The organism is Maribacter sp. UBA3344 (assembly GCF_002362375.1).
GTDB classification, from domain to species: Bacteria; Bacteroidota; Bacteroidia; order Flavobacteriales; family Flavobacteriaceae; genus Maribacter; species Maribacter dokdonensis.
Genome location: NZ_DERI01000021.1, coordinates 74,116 through 99,359, shown reverse-complemented (window position 1 = coordinate 99,359; position 25,244 = coordinate 74,116). Strand labels below are relative to the sequence as shown.

General features: G+C 36.2%; 24 protein-coding genes. 9 read left to right on the top strand and 15 right to left on the bottom strand.

Annotated features, from left to right (window positions below; translation table 11 throughout):
- Positions 1-12 precede the first annotated feature (12 nt).
- Together B2Z27_RS13695 and B2Z27_RS13690 are read left to right on the top strand one after the other, a co-directional pair.
- Positions 13-729, top strand: a complete 717-nt coding sequence (locus tag B2Z27_RS13695; protein ID WP_286814063.1) for a DUF6503 family protein — start codon at positions 13-15, stop codon at positions 727-729.
- Positions 730-795: 66 nt separating this feature from the next.
- A complete protein-coding gene (locus B2Z27_RS13690; RefSeq protein WP_071340978.1) occupies positions 796-1,515 on the top strand; it encodes a hypothetical protein in 720 nt (239 codons plus the stop codon).
- A gap of 20 nt (positions 1,516-1,535) precedes the next feature.
- On the opposite strand, the gene nadD is transcribed toward B2Z27_RS13690, so the two are convergent.
- The 6 genes from nadD to B2Z27_RS13660 all read right to left on the bottom strand — a co-directional run bounded on the left by nadD (position 1,536) and on the right by B2Z27_RS13660 (position 6,338).
- Positions 1,536-2,120 carry a nicotinate (nicotinamide) nucleotide adenylyltransferase gene (nadD, locus tag B2Z27_RS13685; protein ID WP_286814062.1) on the bottom strand — a complete coding sequence of 195 codons (585 nt, stop codon included), beginning with the start codon at positions 2,118-2,120 and terminating at the stop codon, positions 1,536-1,538.
- A 6-nt stretch (positions 2,121-2,126) separates the two neighbouring features.
- Positions 2,127-2,708 (bottom strand): guanylate kinase, encoded by a 582-nt coding sequence (gene gmk, locus B2Z27_RS13680; RefSeq protein ID WP_071340976.1) that lies wholly within the window; start codon positions 2,706-2,708, stop codon positions 2,127-2,129.
- On the bottom strand, positions 2,709-3,566 hold the full coding sequence (locus B2Z27_RS13675) for a YicC/YloC family endoribonuclease (RefSeq protein WP_091607635.1): 858 nt from the start codon (positions 3,564-3,566) through the stop codon (positions 2,709-2,711).
- Between the two features lie 133 nt (positions 3,567-3,699).
- Entirely contained in the window at positions 3,700-4,521 is an 822-nt protein-coding gene (locus B2Z27_RS13670; protein WP_058104393.1) for a 3-keto-disaccharide hydrolase, read from the bottom strand.
- A 12-nt stretch (positions 4,522-4,533) separates the two neighbouring features.
- Positions 4,534-5,274 (bottom strand): 3-keto-disaccharide hydrolase, encoded by a 741-nt coding sequence (locus tag B2Z27_RS13665; RefSeq protein WP_286814061.1) that lies wholly within the window; start codon positions 5,272-5,274, stop codon positions 4,534-4,536.
- 11 nt (positions 5,275-5,285) lie between these two features.
- The gene (locus B2Z27_RS13660) at positions 5,286-6,338 is read right to left on the bottom strand and encodes a sugar phosphate isomerase/epimerase family protein (protein ID WP_286814060.1); all 1,053 of its coding nucleotides are present in this window, start codon (positions 6,336-6,338) and stop codon (positions 5,286-5,288) included.
- A gap of 158 nt (positions 6,339-6,496) precedes the next feature.
- Between B2Z27_RS13660 and B2Z27_RS13655 the strand changes: the two genes are divergently transcribed.
- Positions 6,497-8,200 (top strand): GMC oxidoreductase, encoded by a 1,704-nt coding sequence (locus tag B2Z27_RS13655; RefSeq protein ID WP_286814059.1) that lies wholly within the window; start codon positions 6,497-6,499, stop codon positions 8,198-8,200.
- Between the two features lie 64 nt (positions 8,201-8,264).
- Positions 8,265-8,726 (top strand): ASCH domain-containing protein, encoded by a 462-nt coding sequence (locus B2Z27_RS13650; protein WP_091607643.1) that lies wholly within the window; start codon positions 8,265-8,267, stop codon positions 8,724-8,726.
- Positions 8,727-8,793: 67 nt separating this feature from the next.
- Here the strand turns inward: B2Z27_RS13650 and B2Z27_RS13645 are convergent, their stop codons facing one another.
- From B2Z27_RS13645 to B2Z27_RS13630, 4 genes are all read right to left on the bottom strand, one after another.
- Positions 8,794-9,933 carry a Gfo/Idh/MocA family protein gene (locus tag B2Z27_RS13645; RefSeq protein WP_058104398.1) on the bottom strand — a complete coding sequence of 380 codons (1,140 nt, stop codon included), beginning with the start codon at positions 9,931-9,933 and terminating at the stop codon, positions 8,794-8,796.
- Between the two features lie 151 nt (positions 9,934-10,084).
- Positions 10,085-11,314, bottom strand: coding sequence for a nucleoside permease (locus tag B2Z27_RS13640; RefSeq protein ID WP_286814058.1), 1,230 nt, complete (start codon positions 11,312-11,314; stop codon positions 10,085-10,087).
- A complete protein-coding gene (locus tag B2Z27_RS13635; RefSeq protein ID WP_210706435.1) occupies positions 11,315-11,758 on the bottom strand; it encodes a DinB family protein in 444 nt (147 codons plus the stop codon).
- Positions 11,759-11,775: 17 nt separating this feature from the next.
- On the bottom strand, positions 11,776-12,768 hold the full coding sequence (locus B2Z27_RS13630; RefSeq protein WP_286814057.1) for a sugar phosphate isomerase/epimerase family protein: 993 nt from the start codon (positions 12,766-12,768) through the stop codon (positions 11,776-11,778).
- A 171-nt stretch (positions 12,769-12,939) separates the two neighbouring features.
- Here B2Z27_RS13630 and B2Z27_RS13625 point away from each other — a divergent pair, with 171 nt between their 5' ends.
- The 3 genes from B2Z27_RS13625 to B2Z27_RS13615 all read left to right on the top strand — a co-directional run bounded on the left by B2Z27_RS13625 (position 12,940) and on the right by B2Z27_RS13615 (position 16,298).
- On the top strand, positions 12,940-14,649 hold the full coding sequence (locus B2Z27_RS13625; RefSeq protein ID WP_210706433.1) for a GMC oxidoreductase: 1,710 nt from the start codon (positions 12,940-12,942) through the stop codon (positions 14,647-14,649).
- Positions 14,649-15,296 carry a gluconate 2-dehydrogenase subunit 3 family protein gene (locus tag B2Z27_RS13620; protein ID WP_071340965.1) on the top strand — a complete coding sequence of 216 codons (648 nt, stop codon included), beginning with the start codon at positions 14,649-14,651 and terminating at the stop codon, positions 15,294-15,296. The genes B2Z27_RS13625 and B2Z27_RS13620 overlap by 1 nt, the downstream gene beginning before the upstream one ends.
- A gap of 78 nt (positions 15,297-15,374) precedes the next feature.
- Complete coding sequence (locus B2Z27_RS13615; protein WP_286814056.1) at positions 15,375-16,298, top strand: hydroxypyruvate isomerase family protein; 924 nt, start codon at positions 15,375-15,377, stop codon at positions 16,296-16,298.
- 557 nt (positions 16,299-16,855) lie between these two features.
- On the opposite strand, the gene B2Z27_RS13610 is transcribed toward B2Z27_RS13615, so the two are convergent.
- From B2Z27_RS13610 to B2Z27_RS13595, 4 genes are all read right to left on the bottom strand, one after another.
- On the bottom strand, positions 16,856-19,336 hold the full coding sequence (locus tag B2Z27_RS13610; RefSeq protein ID WP_286814055.1) for a ribonucleoside-diphosphate reductase subunit alpha: 2,481 nt from the start codon (positions 19,334-19,336) through the stop codon (positions 16,856-16,858).
- Between the two features lie 122 nt (positions 19,337-19,458).
- Entirely contained in the window at positions 19,459-20,445 is a 987-nt protein-coding gene (locus tag B2Z27_RS13605; protein ID WP_058104406.1) for a ribonucleotide-diphosphate reductase subunit beta, read from the bottom strand.
- A 491-nt stretch (positions 20,446-20,936) separates the two neighbouring features.
- Positions 20,937-21,494 carry a hypothetical protein gene (locus tag B2Z27_RS13600; RefSeq protein ID WP_286814054.1) on the bottom strand — a complete coding sequence of 186 codons (558 nt, stop codon included), beginning with the start codon at positions 21,492-21,494 and terminating at the stop codon, positions 20,937-20,939.
- Positions 21,495-21,516: 22 nt separating this feature from the next.
- Positions 21,517-21,657 (bottom strand): hypothetical protein, encoded by a 141-nt coding sequence (locus tag B2Z27_RS13595; protein WP_175518860.1) that lies wholly within the window; start codon positions 21,655-21,657, stop codon positions 21,517-21,519.
- 305 nt (positions 21,658-21,962) lie between these two features.
- Here B2Z27_RS13595 and B2Z27_RS13590 point away from each other — a divergent pair, with 305 nt between their 5' ends.
- Both B2Z27_RS13590 and B2Z27_RS13585 read left to right on the top strand, forming a co-directional pair.
- Positions 21,963-22,697 (top strand): LytR/AlgR family response regulator transcription factor, encoded by a 735-nt coding sequence (locus B2Z27_RS13590; protein ID WP_058104409.1) that lies wholly within the window; start codon positions 21,963-21,965, stop codon positions 22,695-22,697.
- A gap of 146 nt (positions 22,698-22,843) precedes the next feature.
- A complete protein-coding gene (locus tag B2Z27_RS13585) occupies positions 22,844-24,679 on the top strand; it encodes a tetratricopeptide repeat-containing sensor histidine kinase (RefSeq protein WP_286814053.1) in 1,836 nt (611 codons plus the stop codon).
- Here B2Z27_RS13585 and B2Z27_RS13580 read toward each other — a convergent pair.
- Positions 24,672-25,241: a DUF3109 family protein gene (locus B2Z27_RS13580; protein WP_091607665.1), complete on the bottom strand. Its 570-nt coding sequence runs from the start codon at positions 25,239-25,241 to the stop codon at positions 24,672-24,674. The two genes, B2Z27_RS13585 and B2Z27_RS13580, sit on opposite strands and share 8 nt — an antisense overlap.
- Positions 25,242-25,244 lie beyond the last annotated feature (3 nt).

The following is a 25,244-nucleotide window of genomic DNA, read 5'->3' as shown; positions in this document are numbered from 1 at the left end:
ACAACACGTTTTATGAAATATGTTTTGCTATCCGTTTTCTTGCTACACGGGGTATTAAATTATGCTCAAGAAATTACAGGAACTCAGTTATTGGAACGTGCCATTGCCTATCATGACCCAGAAAATAACTGGTCTAGTTTTAAAGGTAAAATGCTCATTGAAATGGAAAACCCTAAAAGCAGTCTACGTAGCACTGTGATTGAAATGAAGCTGCCTAACAACTATTTTAAATCTACAGTTAAAAAAGACAATTATACTATTGAATCTGAATTGGACAATGGTGAATGTACATTGAAATTGAACGGCAGTACTTCTATCTTCCCAAAGATTAAGGATAGCTTGAATATTAGCTGCGATCGCGCTAAGATGATGAAAAACTATTATACCTATCTATATGGTCTTCCTATGAAATTGAAAGATCCGGGTACTATAATAGATAATAACGTAGTTAAGAAGACTTTTAAAGGAAAGGAGTATTTAGTATTAAAAGCCACGTATGAAAAAGAAGTAGGTAATGATACTTGGTATTTTTACTTTGACCCTAAAACCTACGCCATGGAGGTATATCAGTTCTTTCATGATGAAAGTAAAAATGATGGCGAGTACATTCTACTTTCAGAGATGATTACGGTAAACGGCATTAAAATTCCTAAAGTACGTGCATGGTATTATAATAAAGGTGATGTATACCTAGCTACCGATAACCTACGTAAAGCAAATTCACTATAATTATATATTGATATACTAAATTCAGTATATTCTCAGTTATTAAATGAACCCTAATTCATTTTTAGCATGAGAAAGAGTCATTATATACTACTGATACTGGTTATTACCCTAGTTCTTTTTGATATTGATCCTATGTATGCCGGACCTGGCGGAACTGTGGTGAAGGCAATTTTTAAGACCTGGTGGGGAAAAGTACTTTTAAGCATTATTGGAATTATATTTTTTCCTCTTACTATCTACGTTTATTTCAGGGAATATTTTGCCGTTAAAAACTGTAAAAAAGAATTATTGGAATTAGGCAAAAGAAATAAAGATTTCTCTTGGCTCAATTTAGATAAGAATGTACGTAATATATTCAACAGGGTCTATATCGCATGGAATAATCAAGACTTAAAAGAAGCCTCTAGCTACATTAGTCATTGGTACTGGCAAAATCAGCAATTGGTGCATTTGGACGAATGGAAAAAAGAAAACCTAAGGAATGTTTGTAAAGTTGATGGCATAAAATCTGTTAAACCATTATATCTTGAGATTTCAGAAGATGAAGGTCTAGAAGGATCAAGAATTGCCTTTCTAATTACTGCCAATATTATGGATTATCTAAAAGATATTGACACCCATAAAATTGTTCAGGGTAGTAGTAAATTTGATGAAGAAGAAAAAATTTGGGTAATGGAATATACTAATGGACAATGGGTACTAGACGATATTCAGGACGGCCAGCTTTCCCTTGCATTCGCAAAGACCAAAAATATAATTCCAGCAAACATAGCGCCAGCGAGTTAATTACTGGGATTCTTGGGGTACTATCTATAAAAATTCATTTCATCCATATATTTCCAAACCCCTGGTGGTAATAATGGCTTAATGTTTTTACCGTTTTTATATTCCTTTCGTATAAACGTGGAAGAGATTTCCATAATAGGAGCATTTACCCGATGTATCTTTTCATGATCTTTAAATTGATGCTCTATAGCACCTTCTGAAATTCTAGGGTATACATAAATGTTATGTAGATCTAAAATAGCCTCATAATTCTTCCATTTATGCAGCCCTTTTAAATTATCCTCACCCATTATCAACGAAAATTCATATCCATTTGGATACTTTTCCCCCAAATAAACAAGTGTATTTATCGTGTAATTCGGTTGGGGTAAGTTAAATTCAATATTACTAGGTTTTAGCCTATCGTACTCTTTTGTGGCTTCATATACCATCTCGAATCTTTGATGGTTGTCTAAAAGTGTTTTCTTTGTCTTAAACGGACTTTGTGGGGTTACTACGAACCAAACCTCATCCAAATCAGAAAACTCCACCATATGGTTCGCAATGACTAAATGACCAATATGAATAGGGTTAAAGGTACCAAAGTATAATCCTACCTTCTTCATAACATACTAGTCTTTGTCTTCAGAAACAAAATCTGCTACTAGATCCACCGCTTCTTTTAGAGCCACATCAAGATCATAATTTTTAATAATCTTATCAAATTGAGGTGCCGTAGCCAATTCTACCGATGCCTTTGCAATACGCATGTTAATTTTGTCTTCACTCTCGGTACTGCGTTTCTTAAGTCTTATTTTAAGCTCATCAACACTAGGGGGTTTTACAAAAACCGCCAAGGTCTGTTCAGGAAATTTCTTTTTAATACGTAATCCGCCAACAACATCAATATCAAAAATAACGTTCTTGCCTTCTGCCCATAAACGTTCTACCTCACTTTTAAGCGTACCATAGAAATTATCCCTGTAAACTTCTTCCCACTCCAGAAAATCATCATTTTTAATATGATTCTTAAATTCTGAAACCGACATAAAGTAATAATGCTCCTTGTTTTTTTCTTTCCCCCTTCTTGGGCGTGAAGTCGCAGAGACCGAAAAAGCCAAATTCAGCTCTGGTTGCGCCAATAAATGCCGAACAATGGTAGTTTTGCCACTACCCGATGGCGCAGAAAAAATGATTAGTTTACCGCCTTTCATCTATAATACGTTTAACATTTGTTCTTTGATTTTCTCTAGCTCATCTTTCATTTGCACCACAAGCTGTTGCATTGGGGCAAAGTTGGCCTTAGACCCAATAGTATTGATCTCACGACCTATTTCCTGAGAAATAAACCCTAATTTTTTACCATTACTATCATTTGAACGTAATGTTTTACTAAAATAATCCAAGTGATTGGCCAGCCGAACCTTTTCTTCGGTAATGTCATATTTTTCTAAGTAATAAATAAGCTCTTGCTCAAACCTATTTGCATCAACATCAGCTTTTATATCTTGCACCGCCTTTTCTAATCGCTCACGTATTGTTGCCTGTCTATCTGGGTCAATTGCGATCACCTCTTCCAACAATTTTTCCAAAGAAGCTATTCTATCTAAAAAATCCTTTTCTAAAACACTGCCTTCTTCGGATCTAAATTCATTGATTTCTTTTAAAGCACCTATTAAAGCTTCCTTTATGGCTTTATACTCCTCTTCATCAATATCTTCCTTATCTGTCTTCATGGCATCGGGAAAACGCAATGCCATTTCCAATAATCTAAGATCATCACCAGAAGCTATATTCTTTAATTGATTCATGTATTGCTTAACCGCTATTTCATTTACCTGAGTAGAGGTTTCATTACCGGTAAGTTCCACGTACAAGTTAAAATCCACCTTTCCACGTAACAAAGAATTAGCTACCAACTTTCTAAGTTCTAACTCTTTTTCACGATAACTGGAGGGCATACGCGCATTTAAATCAATACTCTTACTGTTAAGTGATTTGATTTCAACGGTAATCTTTTTATTAGGTAACTGAACTACATGCTTACCGAAACCGGTCATGGATTGAATCATAAATTCATTTTAAGATTAAGACAAAGGTAAGGTAATTGAAAAATCTAATGTAAAACCTATTACCATACATATGTAAAGAAGGAGCAAACAAAACCGAACTCTTGTTTACTCCTCAATTATTAAATTATTTTTTTTAAAGCTCCCTAACCCAAATATTACGGAAACTTACGCGACTATCGTCGCCATGATCTTGTAACATTAAAGGTCCCTTGCCATGTGGTGGGTTTTTTGGCCATCCAATATATGGCGTAGTACCTTTTAGTTCAACATGGTCTTGAACCAACACGCCATTATGGATTACCGTGATATCGCCAGATTTTATTTTACCGCCATCTTTGTTGAATACCGGTGCGTGATAAATAATATCATAAGTATTCCATTCCCCTGTTGGCACAGAAGCCATAGCCAATGGCACGTGTTGCTTGTATATAGAAGCTACTTGCCCATTTACATAGGTTGGGTTATCATTTTGATCCAATACCTGTACTTCATAAATACCATTTAAAAACACACCACTATTGGCTCTATTTTGCCCTTCTCTCTGCACTGGTAAAGGAGATTTCCATTCTATATGCAATTGCACATCTCCAAAATTTTGCTTGGTCTGTATGTTACCGGTCTTATCATTTACCGTCATACTGCCATCTTTGTTCAAGTGCCATTTAGCAGCCGTACTATCATTTGTACTTATCCAATTATTTAAGTCAGTACCATTAAAAAGCACAATGGCATCACTTGGGGCAGACCCAACCCCGCCAGGTTTAACAACAGGCACTTTGGGTTCGTAGAATTCAGTTTCTTCGGGTTTTGTAGGCTCCTCGCCCATATACTCCTCATAAACGATCACACTATCTTTAGCCTGCATAGTTTCTACAACATCGGTAGATACTTTTTCTTGGCAAGACACCAAAACCAAAATAGCCCCCAACATCATTAAAGTGTTATTCTTTCTCATAACTTAATGCTATTAAAGTTGTTTAATTTTAATATTTTTAAAAGACACTACATTGTGGTGGTCTTGCAAACCAATTTTACCAGTGGTATACTTTCCAAATCCGTCCCATCCGGCAAATTTAGATTTTGCAACCATAGCGTCCCATTCATCGTTAGCTACCGGAAAAGTTACCATTTCTTCACCGTTCAAAGTAACACTACCCTTATGCTCTTTATGGTTCACCGTAATGACCATCGTATTCCATTCACCTACTGGTTTGGTTGCATCTTTGGCAGGGGCTACCATATCATACAAAGCCGATGCTTGGTGCGTTGTACCCGCTTTGGCATCTGGATGCTTATCGTTATCTAAAATTTGAATTTCGGGACCGGTTTGATAACCCGTACCAAATTTCTCATCTTCGCTTACTCCCCAAAATACACCACTATTACCTGCTACCGATATTTTCCAATCAAGTGTCAAAACAAAATCGGTATACTCTTTTCTGGTAACCAAATCATGGTTTTTTTGTTCTTCACCTTCCGCTGGTGGCGTATATACCAAGGCATCACCTTCAATTTTCCATGCATCACTTACGCCGTCAGTCTTAAACTCTTTCCACTGATCTAACGAAGTACCGTCAAACAGTACTTCCCATTCATTTTCAACGACTTCAACTTCTTCTACTACTGTAGCGTTTACCGTTTCTTTCTTTTCTTGCTTACATGACATCATTGCCAAAAAACAAGTGACACTTACCAATAACTTCTTCATTTATTCTCTTTTTAAAGTCCTAACATTTTCTTCAACATTTCCTTATCTATTTCCGCACCAGCAAAATCATCAAAGGTCTTCTCAGTGGCCTCAATAATATGGTCCGAAATAAATTTAGCCCCTTCACGGGCACCTTGCTCCGGACTTTTAATACAGCATTCCCATTCCATTACTGCCCATACATCACATCCGTATTGCGTCAATTTAGAAAAGATGGTCTTGAAATCTATCTGTCCATCACCCAAAGAGCGATATCTACCAGCTCTATTTCCCCAATCATTATACCCACCAAAAGCACCTTTTTTACCTGTTGGGTTAAATTCTGAATCCTTAACATGAAAAGATTTTATAAACTCATGGTAATGATCTATATAGGTGATGTAATCTAACTGCTGCAATACAAAATGGCTTGGATCATAAAGAATATTAACCCTTTTATGATTTCCTGTAGCCTCTAAAAAACGCTCAAAAGTATCGCCATCATGTAAATCTTCTCCCGGGTGAATTTCATAACATACATCTACACCTTCTTTATCAAAATGATTTAAGATCGGCAACCACCTATTTGCCAATTCCTCAAAACCCATTTCCACTAAACCGGCTGGTCTTTGTGGCCATGGGTGCATAGTATGCCATAGTAACGACCCAGAAAAAGTTGCGTGTGCGTTTAGCCCTAATCTTCTACTGGCCGTAGCGGCTTTTTTAACCGTTTCTACTGCCCACTCTGTTCTTGCCTTTGCATTGCCACGTACATTATCGGGTGCAAAAGAATCGAACATAAGGTCATACGCAGGGTGTACCGCTACCAATTGACCTTGAAGGTGTGTTGAAAGTTCTGTGATTTCTAAGCCATATGAGTTTACTTTTCCCTTTAGCTCATCGCAATAGGTCTGACTTTCGGCCGCCTTGTCCAAATCGATTAGGAAACTTTCCCATGTAGGAATCTGAATGCCTTTGTAACCAAGGTCAGATGCCCATTTACACATTCCGTCAAGGGTGTTGAAAGGGGCTTTGCTGTCTACAAACTGTGCCAAAAATACGGCTGGTCCTTTGATTGTTTTCATAAAAATTTACTGTCTGTTGTTTGATTTAGTTGTTGAAAAAGACACATTAAATGCATCAATTTATCTTATATTTAAGAATTGAATAGTGTTCTTCTCAATACTTTAAAGATTTGCTATAAATATAGGGAATACCATCAGAAAAAGATAAAAATTGAAGCATGAATCAAGATGAAATATTCGACGCAATCGTGGTCGGCACAGGAATAAGTGGTGGCTGGGCCGCTAAGGAATTAACAGAGAAGGGCTTAAAAACACTTGTCTTGGAACGTGGCCCTATGGTGAAGCATATTGAAGACTATCCTACCATGCACGATAACCCTTGGGATTACCCGTTAAAAGGTCAACTTTCTAAAGAAGATAAAGAAAAATACCATGTTCAAAAACGGGTAAATTGGGCACCTACAGAAGATTCTAAACATTTTTTTGTCAATGACCTGGAACACCCTTATGTAGAGACCAAACGTTTTGATTGGATACGTGGATATCAAGTAGGCGGCAGATCACTTACCTGGGGTCGACAAAGTTACCGTTGGAGCGATATTGATTTTGAAGCCAACAAAAAAGAAGGTATTGGCGTAGACTGGCCCGTAAGATATAAGGATATTGCTCCTTGGTACGATAAAGTTGAAGAGTATATAGGTGTAAGCGGTGAGGCCTTAGGGTTAGATGTGTTACCTGACGGAATTTTTCAACCTGCCATGAAATTAAATTGTGTAGAAGAGGATTTTAAAAACAACGTTGCAGAAAAATTCGAAGACGGAAGATTGATTACCATAGGTAGGGCCGCACATATTACCGATCCCAATGCCACTTTTGAAGGTCGTGGTACTTGCCAAAACAGAGATCGTTGTTGGCGCGGATGCCCATTTGGCGGTTATTTCAGTAGTAACTCATCAACATTACCGGCAGCGGAACGAACCGGAAATATGACCCTAAGACCAAACTCTATAGTGTATGAGGTTATCTATGATGATAATACCAAAAAAGCAACAGGCGTAAAAATTATAGATGCAGAAACAAATGAGAAAATTGAATTTAAGGCAAAGGTGATTTTTTTATGCGCATCTGCAATGGCATCGGTCGGTATTCTATTACAATCCAAATCCAAGCGCTTCCCGAACGGATTAGGAAACGATTCTGATGCTTTGGGAAGAGGAATTATGGACCACCATTATAAATTAGGTGCTACGGCAAAAGTTGATGGCTACCTAGACAAATACTATAAAGGAAGGCGAGCCAACGGGTTTTACATACCACGTTTTGTAAACTTGAACGAAAAAACAAAACGGAATGGATATTTACGAGGTTTTGGCTACCAAGGCACGGCCAGCAGGGGAGATTGGTCAAAAGAAATTGGAGAACTTTCATATGGTAAAGACTTAAAGGAGTCTGTATTGAAACCAGGTCGCTGGACCATTGGCGTAACGGGATTTGGTGAGTTTTTACCCTATGATGATAATAGAGTAACCCTAAGCCCTACCGAAAAGGACAAATGGGGTTTACCTCAACTAGCTTTTGATGTAGAGTTTAAAGAGAACGAGTATAATATGCGTGAAGACATCAAAAAAGAGATTGTTACCATGTTCAAAGCTGCAGGCTTTAAAGATGTAGCTTCTTATGAAGAGTCTAGCGGACCAGGTTTGGGCATTCACGAAATGGGAGGCGCCAGAATGGGGCACAGCGCAAAGACCTCAATAATCAACAAGAACAACCAAGTACATTTAGTACCTAATGTGTATGTAACGGATGGCGCTTTTATGTCTTCGTCTAGTTGTGTAAACCCATCATTGACCTATATGGCATTTACTGCCAGAGCTGCAAACCATGCAGCCGAACAGTTAAAAGAAGGTAAATTTTCTTGATACTGAAATTTATTATAAAGAATAGCGTTTACTACAAACTAAACATTACAGAAAATATTAATCTATGGAGAATGCATCGGCAAGAAACATGTGGGGAAGTTATTTAAAAAACCACTTGGAAGACGTTTTTCACGAAACGCCTAAAACTATGTATTTTGGCGACAATGAAACCAACGCCAATGAGAATGCCAATTTAATTAAAACCGGTGTTAAAAAAGCGATTACACATTCTTTGTTAGGCCTACAAAACCGTCATGAACCCTTACCTAAAATAGGAGACTACATTGTGGTAACCAATTATAGTGGTGAAGCACAATGCATAGTTGCTACCACCGCAGTTACAATTAAACCTTATTTTAGTATTGATTCGGCTTATGCCCAACTTGAAGCAAACGGGGATAAAACGTTAGAGTACTGGAAAAAATACCATTGGGACCTTTTCAGTAGAGAGTTGCAAAAATTCAATAGGGAACCTAGGGAAAGTATGATCGTTGTCTGTCAAGAATTTAAAATGGTACATTCCTAGTTTTTCATTTTACAACATAAAAAAGAGCCGCAAAATGCGGCTCTTTTATTTTCTACTATATAATGGATTAGTTTTCTAGAGCTACCCAATTATTACCGCTTTTGTGCGATTCTACAGTGGCTTCTATGAAATTCATACCGCGAACACCATCTGCCATGGTGGGGAACTCACCATCATTGTAATCTTCTCCTCTAATGGCCTTTGCAACACCTTTGTAAATATTCGCCATAGAATCAAATATACCTTCAGGATGACCTGCTGGCAATTTTGTTCCGTCTAATGATAATTCAGAGTTATAGGCATGACCAGGCTTATAAACTTGCGTAGGCTCCGTATCACTTAATTTATATAAAAAATTAGGTCGTTCTTGCTCCCATCTAAATGCTCCTTTTTCACCATAAATAGCAATAGCCAAACCATTTTCCTCACCTGTGGCCACCTGGCTACCTCTAATAACACCTTTTACATGATCTCCCATGCGAATAAGTACGGTACCATCAACATCCATTTGATTGTCTTCGTATAGGTAATTGAAATCACAAAGTAGCTCTTTAACTTTTAATCCGGTAGTATATTCTACCATATTAAAAGCATGAACACCTATATCACCCATACAAGAACTAATACCTGCTTTTTTAGGATCCAATCTCCAAACTGAAGATCTTTTCTCTTTATCATGTATAATGGTATTGATCCACCCTTGGTAATAAACGGCATCAACTTTATGTATTTTACCCAAAGCTCCTGCCTTGATCATTTCACGCATTTGACGTACCATTGGGTACCCGGTATACGTATGTGTCAAAGCAAAAACGGTACCTGCTTTGGCATGTGCTTTTTGTAAATCCTTGGCTTCCTCTAACGTTGTGGTCATTGGCTTTTCACAAATAACACTAAACCCATTGTCCAATAACTTCTTTGCCATTGGGTAATGCAAGAAATTTGGTGTTAGAACAGAGCATACCTGTATACGCTCATCTTCAGGCAATTTCAACTCCTCTTCTATAAGGGTGTCAAAATCTTTGTATATTCTATTTAAGGGTACATCTATTTCCTTTGCAAATGCAATACTGGCATCATGATCCGGATTGAACACAGCACCTGTAATTTGGTAATTGTCATTAATAAAAGAAGCTACTCTATGTAAAACTCCTATAAGTGAATCTCCTCCTCCACCTAATATTCCTAATCGTATTTTCTTTGGCATTTTTGTTGTTGTTTAAATTGAAAATAATATTTACTAAAATTTGTCGGATTACTATTATCTATTTTGAAATATTGAAGCCATTTATCTATAAAATAAAGGCTATTTGCACTAATGGTCTATTGATTTCTGGCGCTTAAATTAAAGAATTTATCTAAGATTGATAATCTATTTTCTCCGTTTTGAAAAAAATAGCGAACAAAATAAGAACAACTAATGCAAAACCAGCCGGATACATCCAAATCGTTTGCCATATATGTTCCCCATCATTTATTACATACGCAGTAGATATTTTACCTGCTACCCAAAAACCTATGAGCATACCTACCCCATAAGTTGCCAATGTAATTAGACCTTGGGCAGAGCTTTTAAATTTTTCACCAGCTTTGCTATCCGTATAAATCTGTCCTGAAACAAAGAAAAAATCATAACAGATTCCGTGTAATGCAATTCCAATTATCAGCATAAAGCCTAGCTCGTTTACATCTCCAAAGGCAAAGAGCAAATAACGTACTACCCAAGCGGCCATAGCAACAAGAATAGTTTTCTTAAAACCGAACTTGGTGAAAAAATAGGGCAATAAAAGCATAAAGGCAATTTCAGAAACTTGCCCCAATGTCATTTTACCGGTAGGATTGTTCATTCCTATCTCTACCAAAAAAGGATTGGCGTTCTGATAGTAGAATGCCAAAGGAATACATATTAAGACCGATGACATAAAGAATATCAAGAAGTTCTTGTCCTTAAACAGAGTTAAGGAATCTAAACCCAGTATTTCTTTGAAACTAATCTTACCCGTAGTTGCCGCTCTTGGTGGTGTTTTAGGTAATGTAAAACTAAAAACACCTAGTATGGCCGATGCAATTGCGGTCATCAAAAATGTATTTCTAAGCAGACCATCTCCAATATTCATGCCTTGGTCCCAATTAAACACATAGCTGATCGATAGGCCGGCTATTACCCAACCCAATGTTCCAAAAACACGAACCAAAGAGAATTCCTTGGCAGGGTTTTTCATTTGATTGAAAGAGACCGAGTTCACCAATGCCAATGTAGGCATGTACAAAATCATATATCCTAAAACCAAAATATAAAAATCATCAAATTCGGTTGCTCCGTACATGAAATACATAAGTACCCCGCCTAGAATATGTAAAACTCCCAAGATTCTTTCCGCATTGAAATATCTGTCCGCAATAATTCCTATAACAAAGGGAGCTATAATAGCCCCCCAAGATTGTGTTGAAAATGCCAATGCTATTTCCCCATCTGTTGCTTTTAAGTTATTCCCTAAAAAAGTGCCTAATGTTACAAACCATGCACCCCAAATAAAAAACTCTAAAAACATCATGAAGCAAAGCTGTGCCCTAACTAAACTTTTCATCTATCTTCTATAATAAACATAATCAAAACCTATTGGCTTCTTCTCATTATTTCTAAAATCCACAGCAATTTGACCGCGGTGATTGGTAGAATGATTTATGATATGGAATAGAATATCCTGAACGGTATTTGTAAAAAGTCTACCCTCCGTATTCTCATAATCTATGCGCTTTTCAAAATTATCTGCATTAGAGATAATCTCAAAAGATGTACGCTGATTATCATAATGAATATCTGACCAGTCCTTTATCTCATGCTCTTGCCAAATCTGCAATTTGCTCGGCTTATGCACCAATCTAGCATTCCATATATGGTGCGCGTTCAGAATATGGCTAAACAAACGTACCGTGTTTGCCGGTACGTCGTCTAGCTCTGAACATTGCTCGATCAATTTTTTATTACAGTGAAAATTATAGTCGAAAATTTCATTAAAAAAAGCTTCCATACATCATTCCATAAAAATTATTCTATTTCATTTGAGGCTTTTATCAATAAGTCTCTAGTAGCAATAATACCGGCTTCTTCGCTAATTTCAGAACCTTCATATTCTACACCAATAAAACCTGTATAACCTGCGTCTTTAACAATCTGCAACATTTGTACATAGTCTATACCTGTATCATACCCATCGGTATCAAAATTATTTGATTTGGCACTAACTGCCTTTGCATAAGGCATAAGTTCTTTAACCCCCTTGTATTTATCATACTCTTTAAGGCAATCCCAACTATCTGGCTTACGTTCTATGCAGAAATTACCAAAATCAGGTAGACTTCCACAATTATCCATATTTACGGTTTTCATTACTTCCGCATGAAGTTCACCGTTAGAAGAGAGTCCGCCATGATTTTCTACCAAAATATTAATATTCTTGGTTTTTGCATAGGTAGCTAATTTTGTTAAACCGTCTACTGAGTTTTTTATCCATTCTTCCGGCACGGTACTACCATTAAGATTTACTCTAATGGCATGGCAACCCATTGCTGCAGCTGCATCTACCCATTTTTTATGTTTTTCTACGGTTTCATTTCTTTCTGCTTCATCATTGACCGCCAAATTACCTTGACCATCGATCATGATCAACACATTTTTCATTCCGTACTTTTCAGCTTCGGCATTAGATTTGGCAACAAAATTTGCCATAGCCTCTTCAGAGTAATTAGCTTTTTCAAGTTCCGGATTGTACAATTGGCTAACATACTCTAACCCGGTAAAACCCCAATTTTTAGCTTTTTCGGCAAAAGAATACGGATCTACGCCATCTTCCCTAATCATTTTATGCATAGACCACTGCGCGAGTGATAAATCAAAAAATGGTTCGGCATTACGTGTTTCTTCTACTACTTCAGGTTCTGCCACTTTTTCTTTCTTGGCGTCTTTACAGGAGTAAGTACCTAATACTAATAGTCCAACACATACTGCTGTAGTAATCTTAATAAACTTGTTTGTTCTCATTTTTGGTTGTTTGTTGTTGTTTGAATAATAATCTCAATCGTTTGCGTAAAACCGTGTATAGATTTTATGCATATGCAAGATGCATATTTTAGCGAATTTCGCAAGAAGAATGGACAATAAATGTATAGAATTAATTTAATATTTAATAAATTTAGAGATTAAACAACTTTTATGAGCAAATTTTATTACAATGAAGAGCAGGAGTCCTATGACGCTATAGTTGTAGGAACAGGAATTAGTGGTGGTTGGGCCGCAAAAGAATTATGTGAAGCCGGCCTTAAAACACTAGTTTTGGAAAGAGGTCGAATGGTAAAACATATTGAAGACTATGAGACCGCCAATATGGACCCATGGGATTTCCCGAATGCCGGGGAACCTACTAAGGAAATCATAGCACAACAACCAAAACAAAACAGAACCGGCTACACTACAAACCAAGCCAGTCACATGTGGTTCGTTAATGACCTTAAACATCCGTACAACGAAACCAAACGATTTGATTGGATGAGAGGTTACCATTTAGGTGGACGTTCTTTACAATGGGGCCGTCAAAGTTACCGTTTGAGTGATATTGATTTTGAAGCAAATAAAAAAGAGGGTATTGCCGTAGATTGGCCTGTACGCTATAAAGATATAGCACCTTGGTATGACAAGGTAGAAGAATATATAGGGGTAAGTGGAGAGAACTTAGGTTTGGAACAATTACCTGATGGTAAATTTCTACCCATGATGGAGCTTAACTGTGTTGAGCAGGAATTTAGGGAAAAGGTTGCGGAGAATTTTGATGGGCGTGTGGTAACAGCTGGTAGAACAGCCCATATTACAGGAACAAAACAATTTGACGGAAGAAGTAAATGTCAATTTAGAAATAGATGTATTAGAGGTTGTCCTTTTGGAGCTTACTTTAGTAGTTTATCATCAACATTACCGGCAGCGGAAGCTACAGGTAACATGACCTTGAGACCAGACTCTATTGTACATGAAGTAATGTATGATCCAAATACCAAGAAAGCAACAGGTGTAAAAGTAATTGACGCAAACACTAAAGAAACTTTTGAGTTCAAAGCAAAGGTGATTTTCTTATGTGCATCGGCCATTGCCTCTACATCTATCTTAATGCAATCTAAATCTGAAACGTTCCCTAATGGTATGGGTAACGCATCTGATCAATTAGGACGTAATATTATGGACCACCAATTACAAGTGGGTGCGTCTGGCAAGTTTGATGGTTTTGATGATAAATATTACAAAGGAAGAAAGCCAAGCGGTATCTATATTCCAAGATTTAGAAATTTAGGTGGTGATTCTGACAGAGATTATAAAAGAGGATTTGGATACCAAGGTGGTGCCTCTAGAGGTAATTGGGAAGAAACCATTGCCGAGCTATCTTATGGTAAAGATTTAAAAGATGCCGTATTAAAGCCAGGTGGATGGACGTTCGGTATGATGGGCTTTGGTGAAGTATTGCCATATGAGAACAATAGATTTACCCTAGACTATGACAAATTAGATGACTGGGGACTGCCTACCGTGACATTTGATGCCGAATTACAAGAAAACGAGCTTAAAATGCGAAAAGACATGCTAGAATCTGCTGTAGATATGTTAGAAAAAGCAGGTTTAAGAGATGTAAAAGGTTATGATAACGAAAGTGCATTAGGTTTAGGTATTCATGAGATGGGAACTGCCCGTATGGGAAGAGACAGAAAAACATCGGTATTGAATGGTAACAATCAACTACATGATGTACCAAATGTTTACGTAACCGATGGTTCATTTATGACCTCTGCAAGTTGTGTAAACCCATCATTAACCTATATGGCCTTTACGGCCAGAGCTGCAAACCATGCGGTTCAAGAACTTAAAAAAGGAAATATATAATGGATAGAAGACGCGTATTAAAAAATATGGGAATGTCACTTGGATATATGGTGGCCACCCCAACTTTATTATCAATCGTTCAAAGCTGTAAAAGTGAACCGGCAATTACCTGGACTCCCGAATTTCTAGCTCAATCCCAAGGTAACGTTTTAACAAAATTGGTAGACATCATTTTACCTAAAACAGATACTCCCTCTGCTTCTGAAGTACAAGTAGATATTTTTATCGACAAATTTGCGCAAGATGTAATGGAAAAGGAACAACAGGATTTCCTTAAAATGTCAATGACCAAATTTATTGATAAAGCGTTGGCAGATTCTGGCAAGGAAAATGCCGAAGATCTTACCACCGAAGACTTAGAGCCAGTATTGGCAAGTTCTTTGAAATACACAAAAGATCAGCAAGCAGAAATGTTCGAAACTATCAATAGTTACACAAAAGCTATATCTGAAGGTACAACCGCGGAAATAGATGATGAAATATCAAGATTTGCATTTGCCAACAACTTGAGAGGAATGACCATTTGGGGCTATAAAGCTTCTGAATATGTAGGTGAAGAAGTATTGGCATATTTACCTGTACCGGGTGAATACGTAGCATGTGGAGATATGCAAGAGCTTACAGGTGGTAAGGCATGGTCCTTATAACCATATAACTTTCTAATTATTAAAAGCCAAGAACTTGATCGTAAATAGTTCTTGGCTTTTTACTTTAAAAAACCACTTATGAAAAGAAGAGATTTCATTCAAAAGTCCGTCTTGACCACAGGGGCCATCTCATTAGCTAGCAGTTTAGCTTATGCAAATTCTATGAACCAGAAACCAAAAGTTCATAAATACAACCTAAAATATGCTCCCCATTTAGGGATGTTCAAAAATCTTGCAGGTGAAGATCCTATTGATCAATTAAACTTTATGGCCGATCAAGGTTATACCGCATTCGAAGATAATGAAATGCGTAAACGACCTATTGAACTGCAAGAGAAGATGGCAAAAACCATGAAAGAACGCGGTTTGGAGATGGGCGTCTTCGTAGCACACGAAATACATTGGAAAACCCCTAATCTTGCGTCTGGAGATAAGACAAAAAGAGCAGAGTTCTTAAATGATATTAAAAACTCTATAGCGGTTGCCAAGCGGGTGAACGCCAAATGGATGACAGTAGTACCCGGACATTTAGATTTGAAACTAAAAATGGGCTACCAGACTGCCAACGTTATTGAAAGTCTTAGACAGGCATCAGCTTTACTGGAACCACATAATATTGCAATGGTTTTGGAACCTTTAAATTTCAGGGATCATCCAGGATTATTCCTGACGGATTCGCCCCAAGCCTATGAAATATGTAGAGCAGTTGATTCACCTTCATGTAAAATATTGTTCGATATCTATCACCAACAAATACAAGAAGGCAATTTAATACCCAATATGGAAGCTTCTTGGTCTGAAATAGCCTATATACAAATTGGAGACAACCCCGGAAGAAAAGAACCCACAACTGGCGAAATAAACTATGGCAACGTGTTCAAATGGGTTCATGAGCAGGGTTATGATGGTATTTTAGGCATGGAACATGGAAACTCTAGAGAGGGCAAAGAAGGTGAACTCGCCGTAATTGAAGCATATAAAAAAGTAGATAGCTTTAAATAGGGTTCAGCAACACTATGACCGATTAGTAAAAGAAGAACTGAATGTATTTCATCGAAAAATAATATTTATTCGATGAAATACATATCCACTTTGTAAGAATTAACTTACTTATTCGTTCTTTTGTATATGTCCCAATACCTACAAGCAATACTCGTCTATGCCGGTTTATTACTGGCTTCAAAATTATCTTTTTACATCTATAAGAAGATAAGGTCCAATTCATTTGAGCTATTTCAAATGAAACTAACCTACAAATGGTTCAACTTTAAAAACGCTGTAAGATTAATGTGTCACAGTCTTTTTAACGATACCATTAAATTTCCGTAATCCAAACAGGTTTTTAATACGTATATAGCTTATACCCTTTTACTTAAGTTATGGAAAACTACATTACAATATTAATGATATATGTTGCCGCGTTGGTATTTACGACGGTATTAAAGCCATATATCACAAACGATAAATAAACGCCCCCTTACTTAACCTCCGGCTTAGCCGTATGTAAAAAAGACCCCAAAATGTGGGGTCTTTTTTATGGTTATTTTTAAAAATGGTATTTAAGAACCACACATTAAACAATCATCATCTGCCTGCCCTTCCTTAGCCCTAGCAATCATTTCTTTCATCTCCTGAGGTGACAAAGGTGCTATATCCAATTCTGCTTGAGCAGCCACTTTAGAAACCTTTGTATCTGTAATAACCACTTCACTGTCTATTGCCGTAACAACTTCTGTCTTCTTCACCTCATCTGTAGCGACAACATTTTTCTTACTGTTATCCAATGTAAACTTGATCGCATCAACAGCTGCTTTGGTACGTAAATAATACATTCCTGTCTTTAAACCACTCTTCCAAGCATAAAAATGCATTGAGGTAAGTTTAGAATAATTGGCATTTTCCATAAACAAGTTCAAGGACTGGCTCTGATCAATAAAATAACCTCTTTGTCTAGACATATCTATAATGTCTTTCATACTGAGCTCCCAAACCGTTTTATACAGATCCCTGATATCTTGGGGTATTGTTTCTATATGCTGAATAGATCCATTGGCTCTCATAAGCTCTTGTTTCATACTCTCGTTCCACATACCTAAACCAACAAGATCTTCTAAAAGATGTTTATTGACCACAATAAATTCACCTGAAAGAACGCGTCTTGTATAAATGTTAGATGTATAAGGTTCAAAACACTCATTGTTCCCTAATATTTGCGAAGTGGAAGCAGTAGGCATAGGTGCTACTAAAAGAGAGTTTCTTACCCCATTGGACTGCACTTCTTTACGAAGTTTTGCCCAGTCCCATCTACCGGATAATTCATCATCTTTTACTCCCCACATATTGTATTGAAATTCTCCTTTGGACATTGGAGAACCTTCAAAAGTAGAATATGGACCTTCTTCTTTGGCTATTTCCATTGATGCCGTCACTGCACCAAAATATAAAGTTTCAAAAATTTCTTGGTTTAATTTTTTTGCATCGTCACTTGTGAAAGGCATTCTCAGCATTATAAAAGTATCTGCAAGACCCTGCACACCTAAACCAATAGGCCTATGGCGCATGTTTGAGTTCTCTGCTTCTTTAACAGGGTAGTAATTTCTATCAATGACCTTGTTAAGGTTTTTAGTCACTCTCTTGGTCACCTTAAACAATTCTTTATGATCAAACTCACCGTTTTTTACAAACATAGGTAACGCAATAGATGCTAAATTACACACGGCTACCTCATCTGGCGAGGTATATTCCATGATTTCGGTACAAAGATTTGATGAACGTATGGTTCCAAGATTCTTTTGATTGCTCTTACGGTTGGCCGCATCTTTATACAACATATACGGTGTGCCCGTTTCTATCTGCGATTCTAATATTTTTTCCCAAAGTTCCCGCGCCTTGACCGTTTTGCGTCCTTTACCTTCAGCTTCATATTGTAGATAAAGTTTTTCAAACCCATCACTATGTCTATTAAACAAATCTGGACATTCATTAGGACACATTAAAGTCCAATCTTCATTGGCTTCTACCCTTCTCATGAACAAATCTGAAATCCACATGGCATAAAACAAATCCCTTGCACGCATTTCTTCCTTACCATGGTTCTTTTTAAGGTCTAAAAATTCAAAAATATCGGCATGCCAAGGCTCAAGATATATTGCAAAACTACCTTTACGTTTACCACCACCTTGATCTACATAGCGAGCAGTATCATTAAACACTTGTAGCATTGGCACTATACCATTTGATGTACCGTTTGTACCTGCTATATAAGACCCAGTTGCTCTAATGTTATGTATAGATAAACCTATACCTCCTGCAGATTGGGAAATTTTGGCGGTCTGTTTTAAAGTATCATAAATTCCATCAATACTGTCATCTTTCATAGCCAAAAGAAAACATGATGACATTTGAGGCTTTGGTGTTCCTGAATTGAACAATGTTGGCGTAGCATGTGTAAAGAACTTTTTAGACATTAGTTCATACGTTTCTATAGCAGCATCAAGGTCATTTAAATGTATACCTACAGATACTCGCATTAGCATGTGTTGTGGTCGTTCTGCAATTTTACCGTTGATCTTTAATAAGTAAGAACGCTCCAAAGTCTTAAAGCCGAAATAGTCATAGCTAAAATCTCTATTATAGATGATCGTAGAATCTAATCTTTCTGAATTTTCAGCAATTACCTTATGAACCTCATCTGATAATAAAGGAGCCTTTTTACCAGTTCTAGGGTTGACATAAGTATATAGGTCGTTCATGGTTTGTGAGAACGATTTTTTAGTATTCTTATGTAGGTTAGATACAGATATACGTGCAGCCAATTTTGCATAATCTGGGTGTGTGGTAGTCATTGTTGCCGCTATTTCCGCTGCTAGATTATCTAACTCAGAAGTAGTTACACCATCGTAAAGACCTTCTATTACCCGCATAGCTACCTTTAGCGGATCAACAAGACCATTTAGACCATAACATAATTTACGTACACGTGCGGTGATCTTATCAAACATGACCACTTCTTTTCTTCCATCTCTTTTAACTACGAACATTTGGCTACAAACAATTAAGGGTTAATATTATATTTACGTTATTAATGTTAAAATTTTAACATTTTAAATGATGACACAATTTTCCCGTATACTTCTATTGGTAAAATTGTGCACTACATTAATTAGAAATCAGCATCAAAGCTAATTTTCTGGGAATCATCATCTTTATCCTTGTTCAAAACGCCTGCTTTCTGATATTCAGAAACACGTTTTTCAAAGAAGTTAGTTTTGCCTTGCAAGGAAATCATATCCATAAAATCAAATGGATTGGAGGCATTGTACACTCTATCACATTCAAGTTCAACTAATAACCTATCTGTTACAAATTCCAAATACTGCGTCATTAATTTAGAGTTCATTCCAATTAAACTAACCGGTAACGACTCTGTAATAAACTCACGCTCAATATCCAGGGCATTGGTCAAAATTTGAGTAATACGTTCTTTTGGCACTTTATTCATTAAATGCTTGTTATGCAGGTGAACCGCATAATCACAATGCATGCCTTCATCTCTTGATATAAGTTCGTTAGAAAAAGTTAGACCTGGCATTAAGCCCCTTTTCTTTAACCAGAATATGGAACAGAAGGCACCGGAGAAAAATATACCTTCTACTGCTGCAAAAGCAATTAATCGTTCTGCAAAACTTGGCGACTCGATCCAATTTAAGGCCCAATCTGCTTTTTTCTTTATTGCTGGAAAATTTTCCAAAGCTTTGAAAAGAACATTCTTTTCCTTTTCATCTTTTACATAAGTATCTATCAAAAGCGAATAGGTTTCAGAATGAATATTCTCCATCATTATTTGAAATCCATAAAAGAACTTTGCTTCGGCATATTGAACCTCACTCACAAAATTTTCAGCCAAATTCTCATTAACAATACCATCGGAAGCTGCAAAAAATGCAAGAATATGTTTTATAAAATAACGCTCGTCATCATTCAGTTTGTTATTCCAATCATTTAAATCTTCATGAAGATCAATCTCCTCCGCTGTCCAAAAACAAGCCTCACATTTTTTATACCATTCCCATAAATCATCATGTTTAATAGGAAAAATAACAAAGCGATCATCATTTGGCTCCAAAATAGGCTCTAAAGCTGCGGACATATAATTTAGATTTAAAATTAGTAGTGAAAAAGAAATAGTTTTCTTCTCTGAAGGTACTAACAAAGATTTAAAATTGCATTGAAAATATAAAGTTAGTTTAGGTATTTTGACCACAAAGTTTTTAACACCGTGTGTTGAAATGTACCTGTACTCCTAGTGTTCATTAACCTTTGCGAAATAAGGGCTTAGCGTTAATTTTAGGTAAACTTTAAACATGAATTTTTTAAACCAAAAAGTATAAAAAACCATACTCAATGGTTTATTAAAACTAGTTTATAAAAAGAGGTAAAACAGGTAAGTGTATTCCATAAAAAATGTACGGCCCCACTAATGCTTCTATTATGAAAAATGCCCACCAAAACTAATAAAGGTAGTTCCCCCGAAACCTTTTCTTAGAATGTAATCATACGACTAATCGTATTTATACTATATGGCGCTCAAACATTAGATATAAGGCAACATACACTACCTTATAAAGAACCGTACTATTTTTAAACTTTTATTAGTGCATTGAAAGAGCCCTTGACATTCAAAGATTCTCCGTTAGCATTTTCTAATTGTACTTCTAAATTTCCATCAACTTTATTAGAAATACTTTCCTTTATTATAACATCACCAGATTTCACAAAGAAAGGCAGTTCACCTACCTCACTTAAATCGGCAAAACCATATACACCGCTGAATCTATTGATCAGACAATGAATGTTTTTAATTTTATGTTTACCGACCGAAACACCAACGTCATCAGTATTAGTCGATGCGATAACAATTTCCAGATTATGCATCTTTTTAGTATCACAATTAGAAAAACTCAACACTAATTTATCTGCAATATTTCCAAAGTTATCAGGTTCAGTAATTCTTTTAAACGATGCAAAACCGTCTATATGAAAATTAGTACTGCCAATGATGTTAAAACTACAAGTGCCATCATCCAATTTATTATTAGTAACCCCAACTTTTGACCCACCACTTAATAGCATAAATGGTACAATACCAAAGCAAACCAACTTCAAAAATTTACCAACAAACCGAAAACTATTCTTCATGATCATTAGTTGAGTTTTTGAATTATGGTCTGGTCACTTTATTTTGTTTTAGTTCAATAGCTACTTCCAATCCCTCATTAATTGGCTCTTCATCTTCCATAAAATGAGATGCAATCAATAAGATTACAATAAAAAATGCCAACATATAACCGCATTTTCTCATTTCAATTTCATTTATAATATACTGAAAATCTAGGCTAAAGGTAATTTTAAGCTGAAACAGCAAACACCTATTTTGTATAATCTGCACTCTTTTATGTATAATCGGAACATGAAAAATTCAAAAGAATTTTCATAAATATAATTTGTAGTATTTTTCTTTCTTTTTGTATTTATAAATCCAAATAATAGGCACCTAGTCAAAATATACCGATTACACTAAAATTAGATCCATTGACACAAAATAGCATTCAAAAACCATACAAAAACTTAATTTTTCATAACTTTCTAACTTGATACCCTAACCTTATGCTACAAGCTGTAATTGTTGATGATGAAATAAAAGCACTGCAAAGCTTAACGTGGGAGCTCACTAATTTTAGTGATGAAATCAACGTAATTGCCTCATTTACCAATCCAAATGAAGCACTTACCTACTTAGAAAAACACACGCCAGACTGCCTATTTTTAGATATAGAAATGCCCACAATGGACGGTTTTCAATTCATTAGAAAACTGACTAACAAAAATTTTCCTGTTGTAATAACTACCGCCTATAACCAATATGCCTTAAAGGCCATTAAGAGTCAGGCGCTAGATTATCTATTAAAACCGATCGATACCGATGATTTGGAAGAAACCATTGCAAAGATCAAAAAATTCAACAATAACAATTTTTCTGTCGAGAAATTGGAAATGGTACTTTTAAACTATAATTCAAGAGCCATACATAAGCGTATTACTTTAAATACCGACGGCAAATTGTTATTTCTAGAAAGCGATGAAATATTATACGCAGAATCTGATGGTAACTACAGCACCATTTTTTTAACAGATGGTCAAAAAATAGTGTTAACCAAAAAATTGAAAGAGGTAAATGAATTACTACCTTCCGATTCATTTTTCAGAATTCATAATTCATACATCATTAATTTAAATAAAATAAAGGAATTCTTGAAGACAGATGGTTACGTGGTATTAAAGTCCAACCATAAAATACCTGTTTCCAGACAAAAAAAATCAGATTTTTTAGACATGTTGTAAGTCAACATCCGTAAAAACCATTTCAAAGCTTTTCTAAAATAATAGTGTACATCATTAGGTATAAAATTTCATTCTTACTTCTCTATGCTTTAGTGCTGTCTTTTTACGGTTACTCGCAAGACATATCTACTGTTTTAAAGGAAAACATGGACAGCCTTTTAACGGTAGTACCAAAAACCCATAAAGAAATTGATGATGTTCTAAAACCATACAGTAATGATAGCACATCGCTTCGTTATATTCAAGAAAGGTCAATTACCAATAAGTATGTTTTAGGACAAGTATATGCGCTCAATCAAATTGGTTCATTGTACCGTGATCAAGCACTATACCAAGAAGCCTTAGCCTTATACCAAGACGCACTCCAATTATCGGTTGAAGCAAACAATATAGAATTTAGGGTCTACAGCCTAAATATGATCAGCAGTGTATATTCAAGGACAGAAGCCATTAAGTCCTCTTTGGACTATAGTCAAAATGCACTTGAATTGGCTGAAACTGTAGCTACACCCAGCGACGGACTCAAAAAGAGCATTATAGCGTCTTTAAATAATATAGGAGCAACCTACCAAATGCTTGAGCAGTATGACCTGGCCATAGAAAAGTACGAGAGATCGATGATTCTTGAAAAAGAATTGGACGATAAGCTGGGCTTGGCCATTAACCATAAAAACCTGGGCGAATGTTATGAAGCCCAAGGCAAATTGGAGCCCGCTTTAAAAAACTTCAGAAAATCCCTTGTTTATTATGAGATTATGGACTCTAATAAGGGCAAAATAACGTGTAACTACAACATTGCCCATGTATATGTCCATCAAGGCAAAATTCAGGAAGCTATAGACATTCTACAATCAAATTTGTTGAAAGCAATTTCCTTAGATGACAATAAACTCATTACTACCATTTACATAAACCTTGGCTGGGCCTTTATTCGTTTAGGGGATTATAATGCCGCAGAAACCAATTTAGAATCTGGTTTAGCATTGGCAAAAACGAACAAACTGAACGCGGAAATAGCAGAAGCAAATAAATTTCTATCTGAACTATGGATCAAACGTGACGATTACCAAAAGGGAATGCGTTACTATAAAGATTTTAAAAAATATGAAGAACGCATAACAAGCTCTCTCAACCTTAGGTATGTGAATGATATGATTTTGCGATATGAATCTGAAATGAGGGCCAATCAACTAGAACGTCTTGCAGAAGAGAATGAATCTGTTCGTTTAAAGTTGAAGAAAAACAAGACCATGTTGATTATCATAGGTATATCACTTATACTATTGATAGGTATTTTATACATTCTCTATCGCCAGAGCCAATTGAATGCAGATAAAAAGCTATTGACATTGGAACAAAGTATGCTTCGCAGCCAAATGAATCCACATTTTTTATTCAATTCACTGAACTCAATTAAATTATATATCATAAACAATGAGAAGAAAAATGCCGTTCATTACCTCAACAAATTTTCAAAACTGGTAAGAAAGATACTTGAGGCATCTTCCCAACGCGAGATTTCGCTAGCAGAGGAACTAGAAACTGTTGAGCTTTATATGAACATAGAGAACATTAGGTTTTCTAATGAAATCAACTTCAACGTCCATATAAAAGACGACATTGATATTCATAACATTAAAATTCCATCGCTAATTCTACAACCGTTTTTAGAAAATGCATTATGGCACGGACTATCTTCAAAGGAGGGTGCCAAAAATATAGACTTAGAAGTAAAAAAAGGTAAAAACGGCTTTATAGAGATCGTAATAACGGACAACGGTGTAGGTAGAGATGCTGCAGAGCGAATAAAAGACAGTAAAGTACTTAAAAGAAAATCTGTTGGCATCGATATTACCAAAGAGCGTTTGGCAAATTTCTCCCGTGACTATGAAAACTATTTCCACGTTGATATCATTGACAAATTTGATGATGATACAAATCCGATCGGCACACAAATCGTTATTTATATACCTACTATTTAAGATGGTCCTCAGCTACCTCTTCTAACTCTTTATACCAAGCCTCACCAAATTTTCTGATCAACGCTTCTTTCACAAACTTATAAATGGGCACTTTTAATTCGTCACCCAAGGCGCATGCAGGGTCACAAATATGCCATTTATGGTAATTAACCGCAGTCAATTCTGTGTACTCACGAACTCTTATAGGGTATAAATGACATGAAACCGGTTTTTTCCAGTTGATCACACCTTGGTTATAAGCCTCTTCAATACCACATTTGGCAACTTTTTTTTCATCAAAAATTACGTAGGCACACTCACTACCGTTTACTAACGGAGTTTCCCATTCACCATCTTCTCCCTTCACAAAAGCTCCTTCTTTTTCAATAACCGAAATCCCCTCAGGTCTTAGAAAAGGTTTTACTTTTGAATAGATATCTACCATAATTTCCGTTTCACTATCCTCTACGGGAGCACCTGCCTCTCCGTCTACGCAACAACCACCCTTACAGGCGCTAAGATTACAAACGAAATCATTCTCTATTATTTCCTCGGACACTATGGTTTTCCCTAATTGAAACATGGC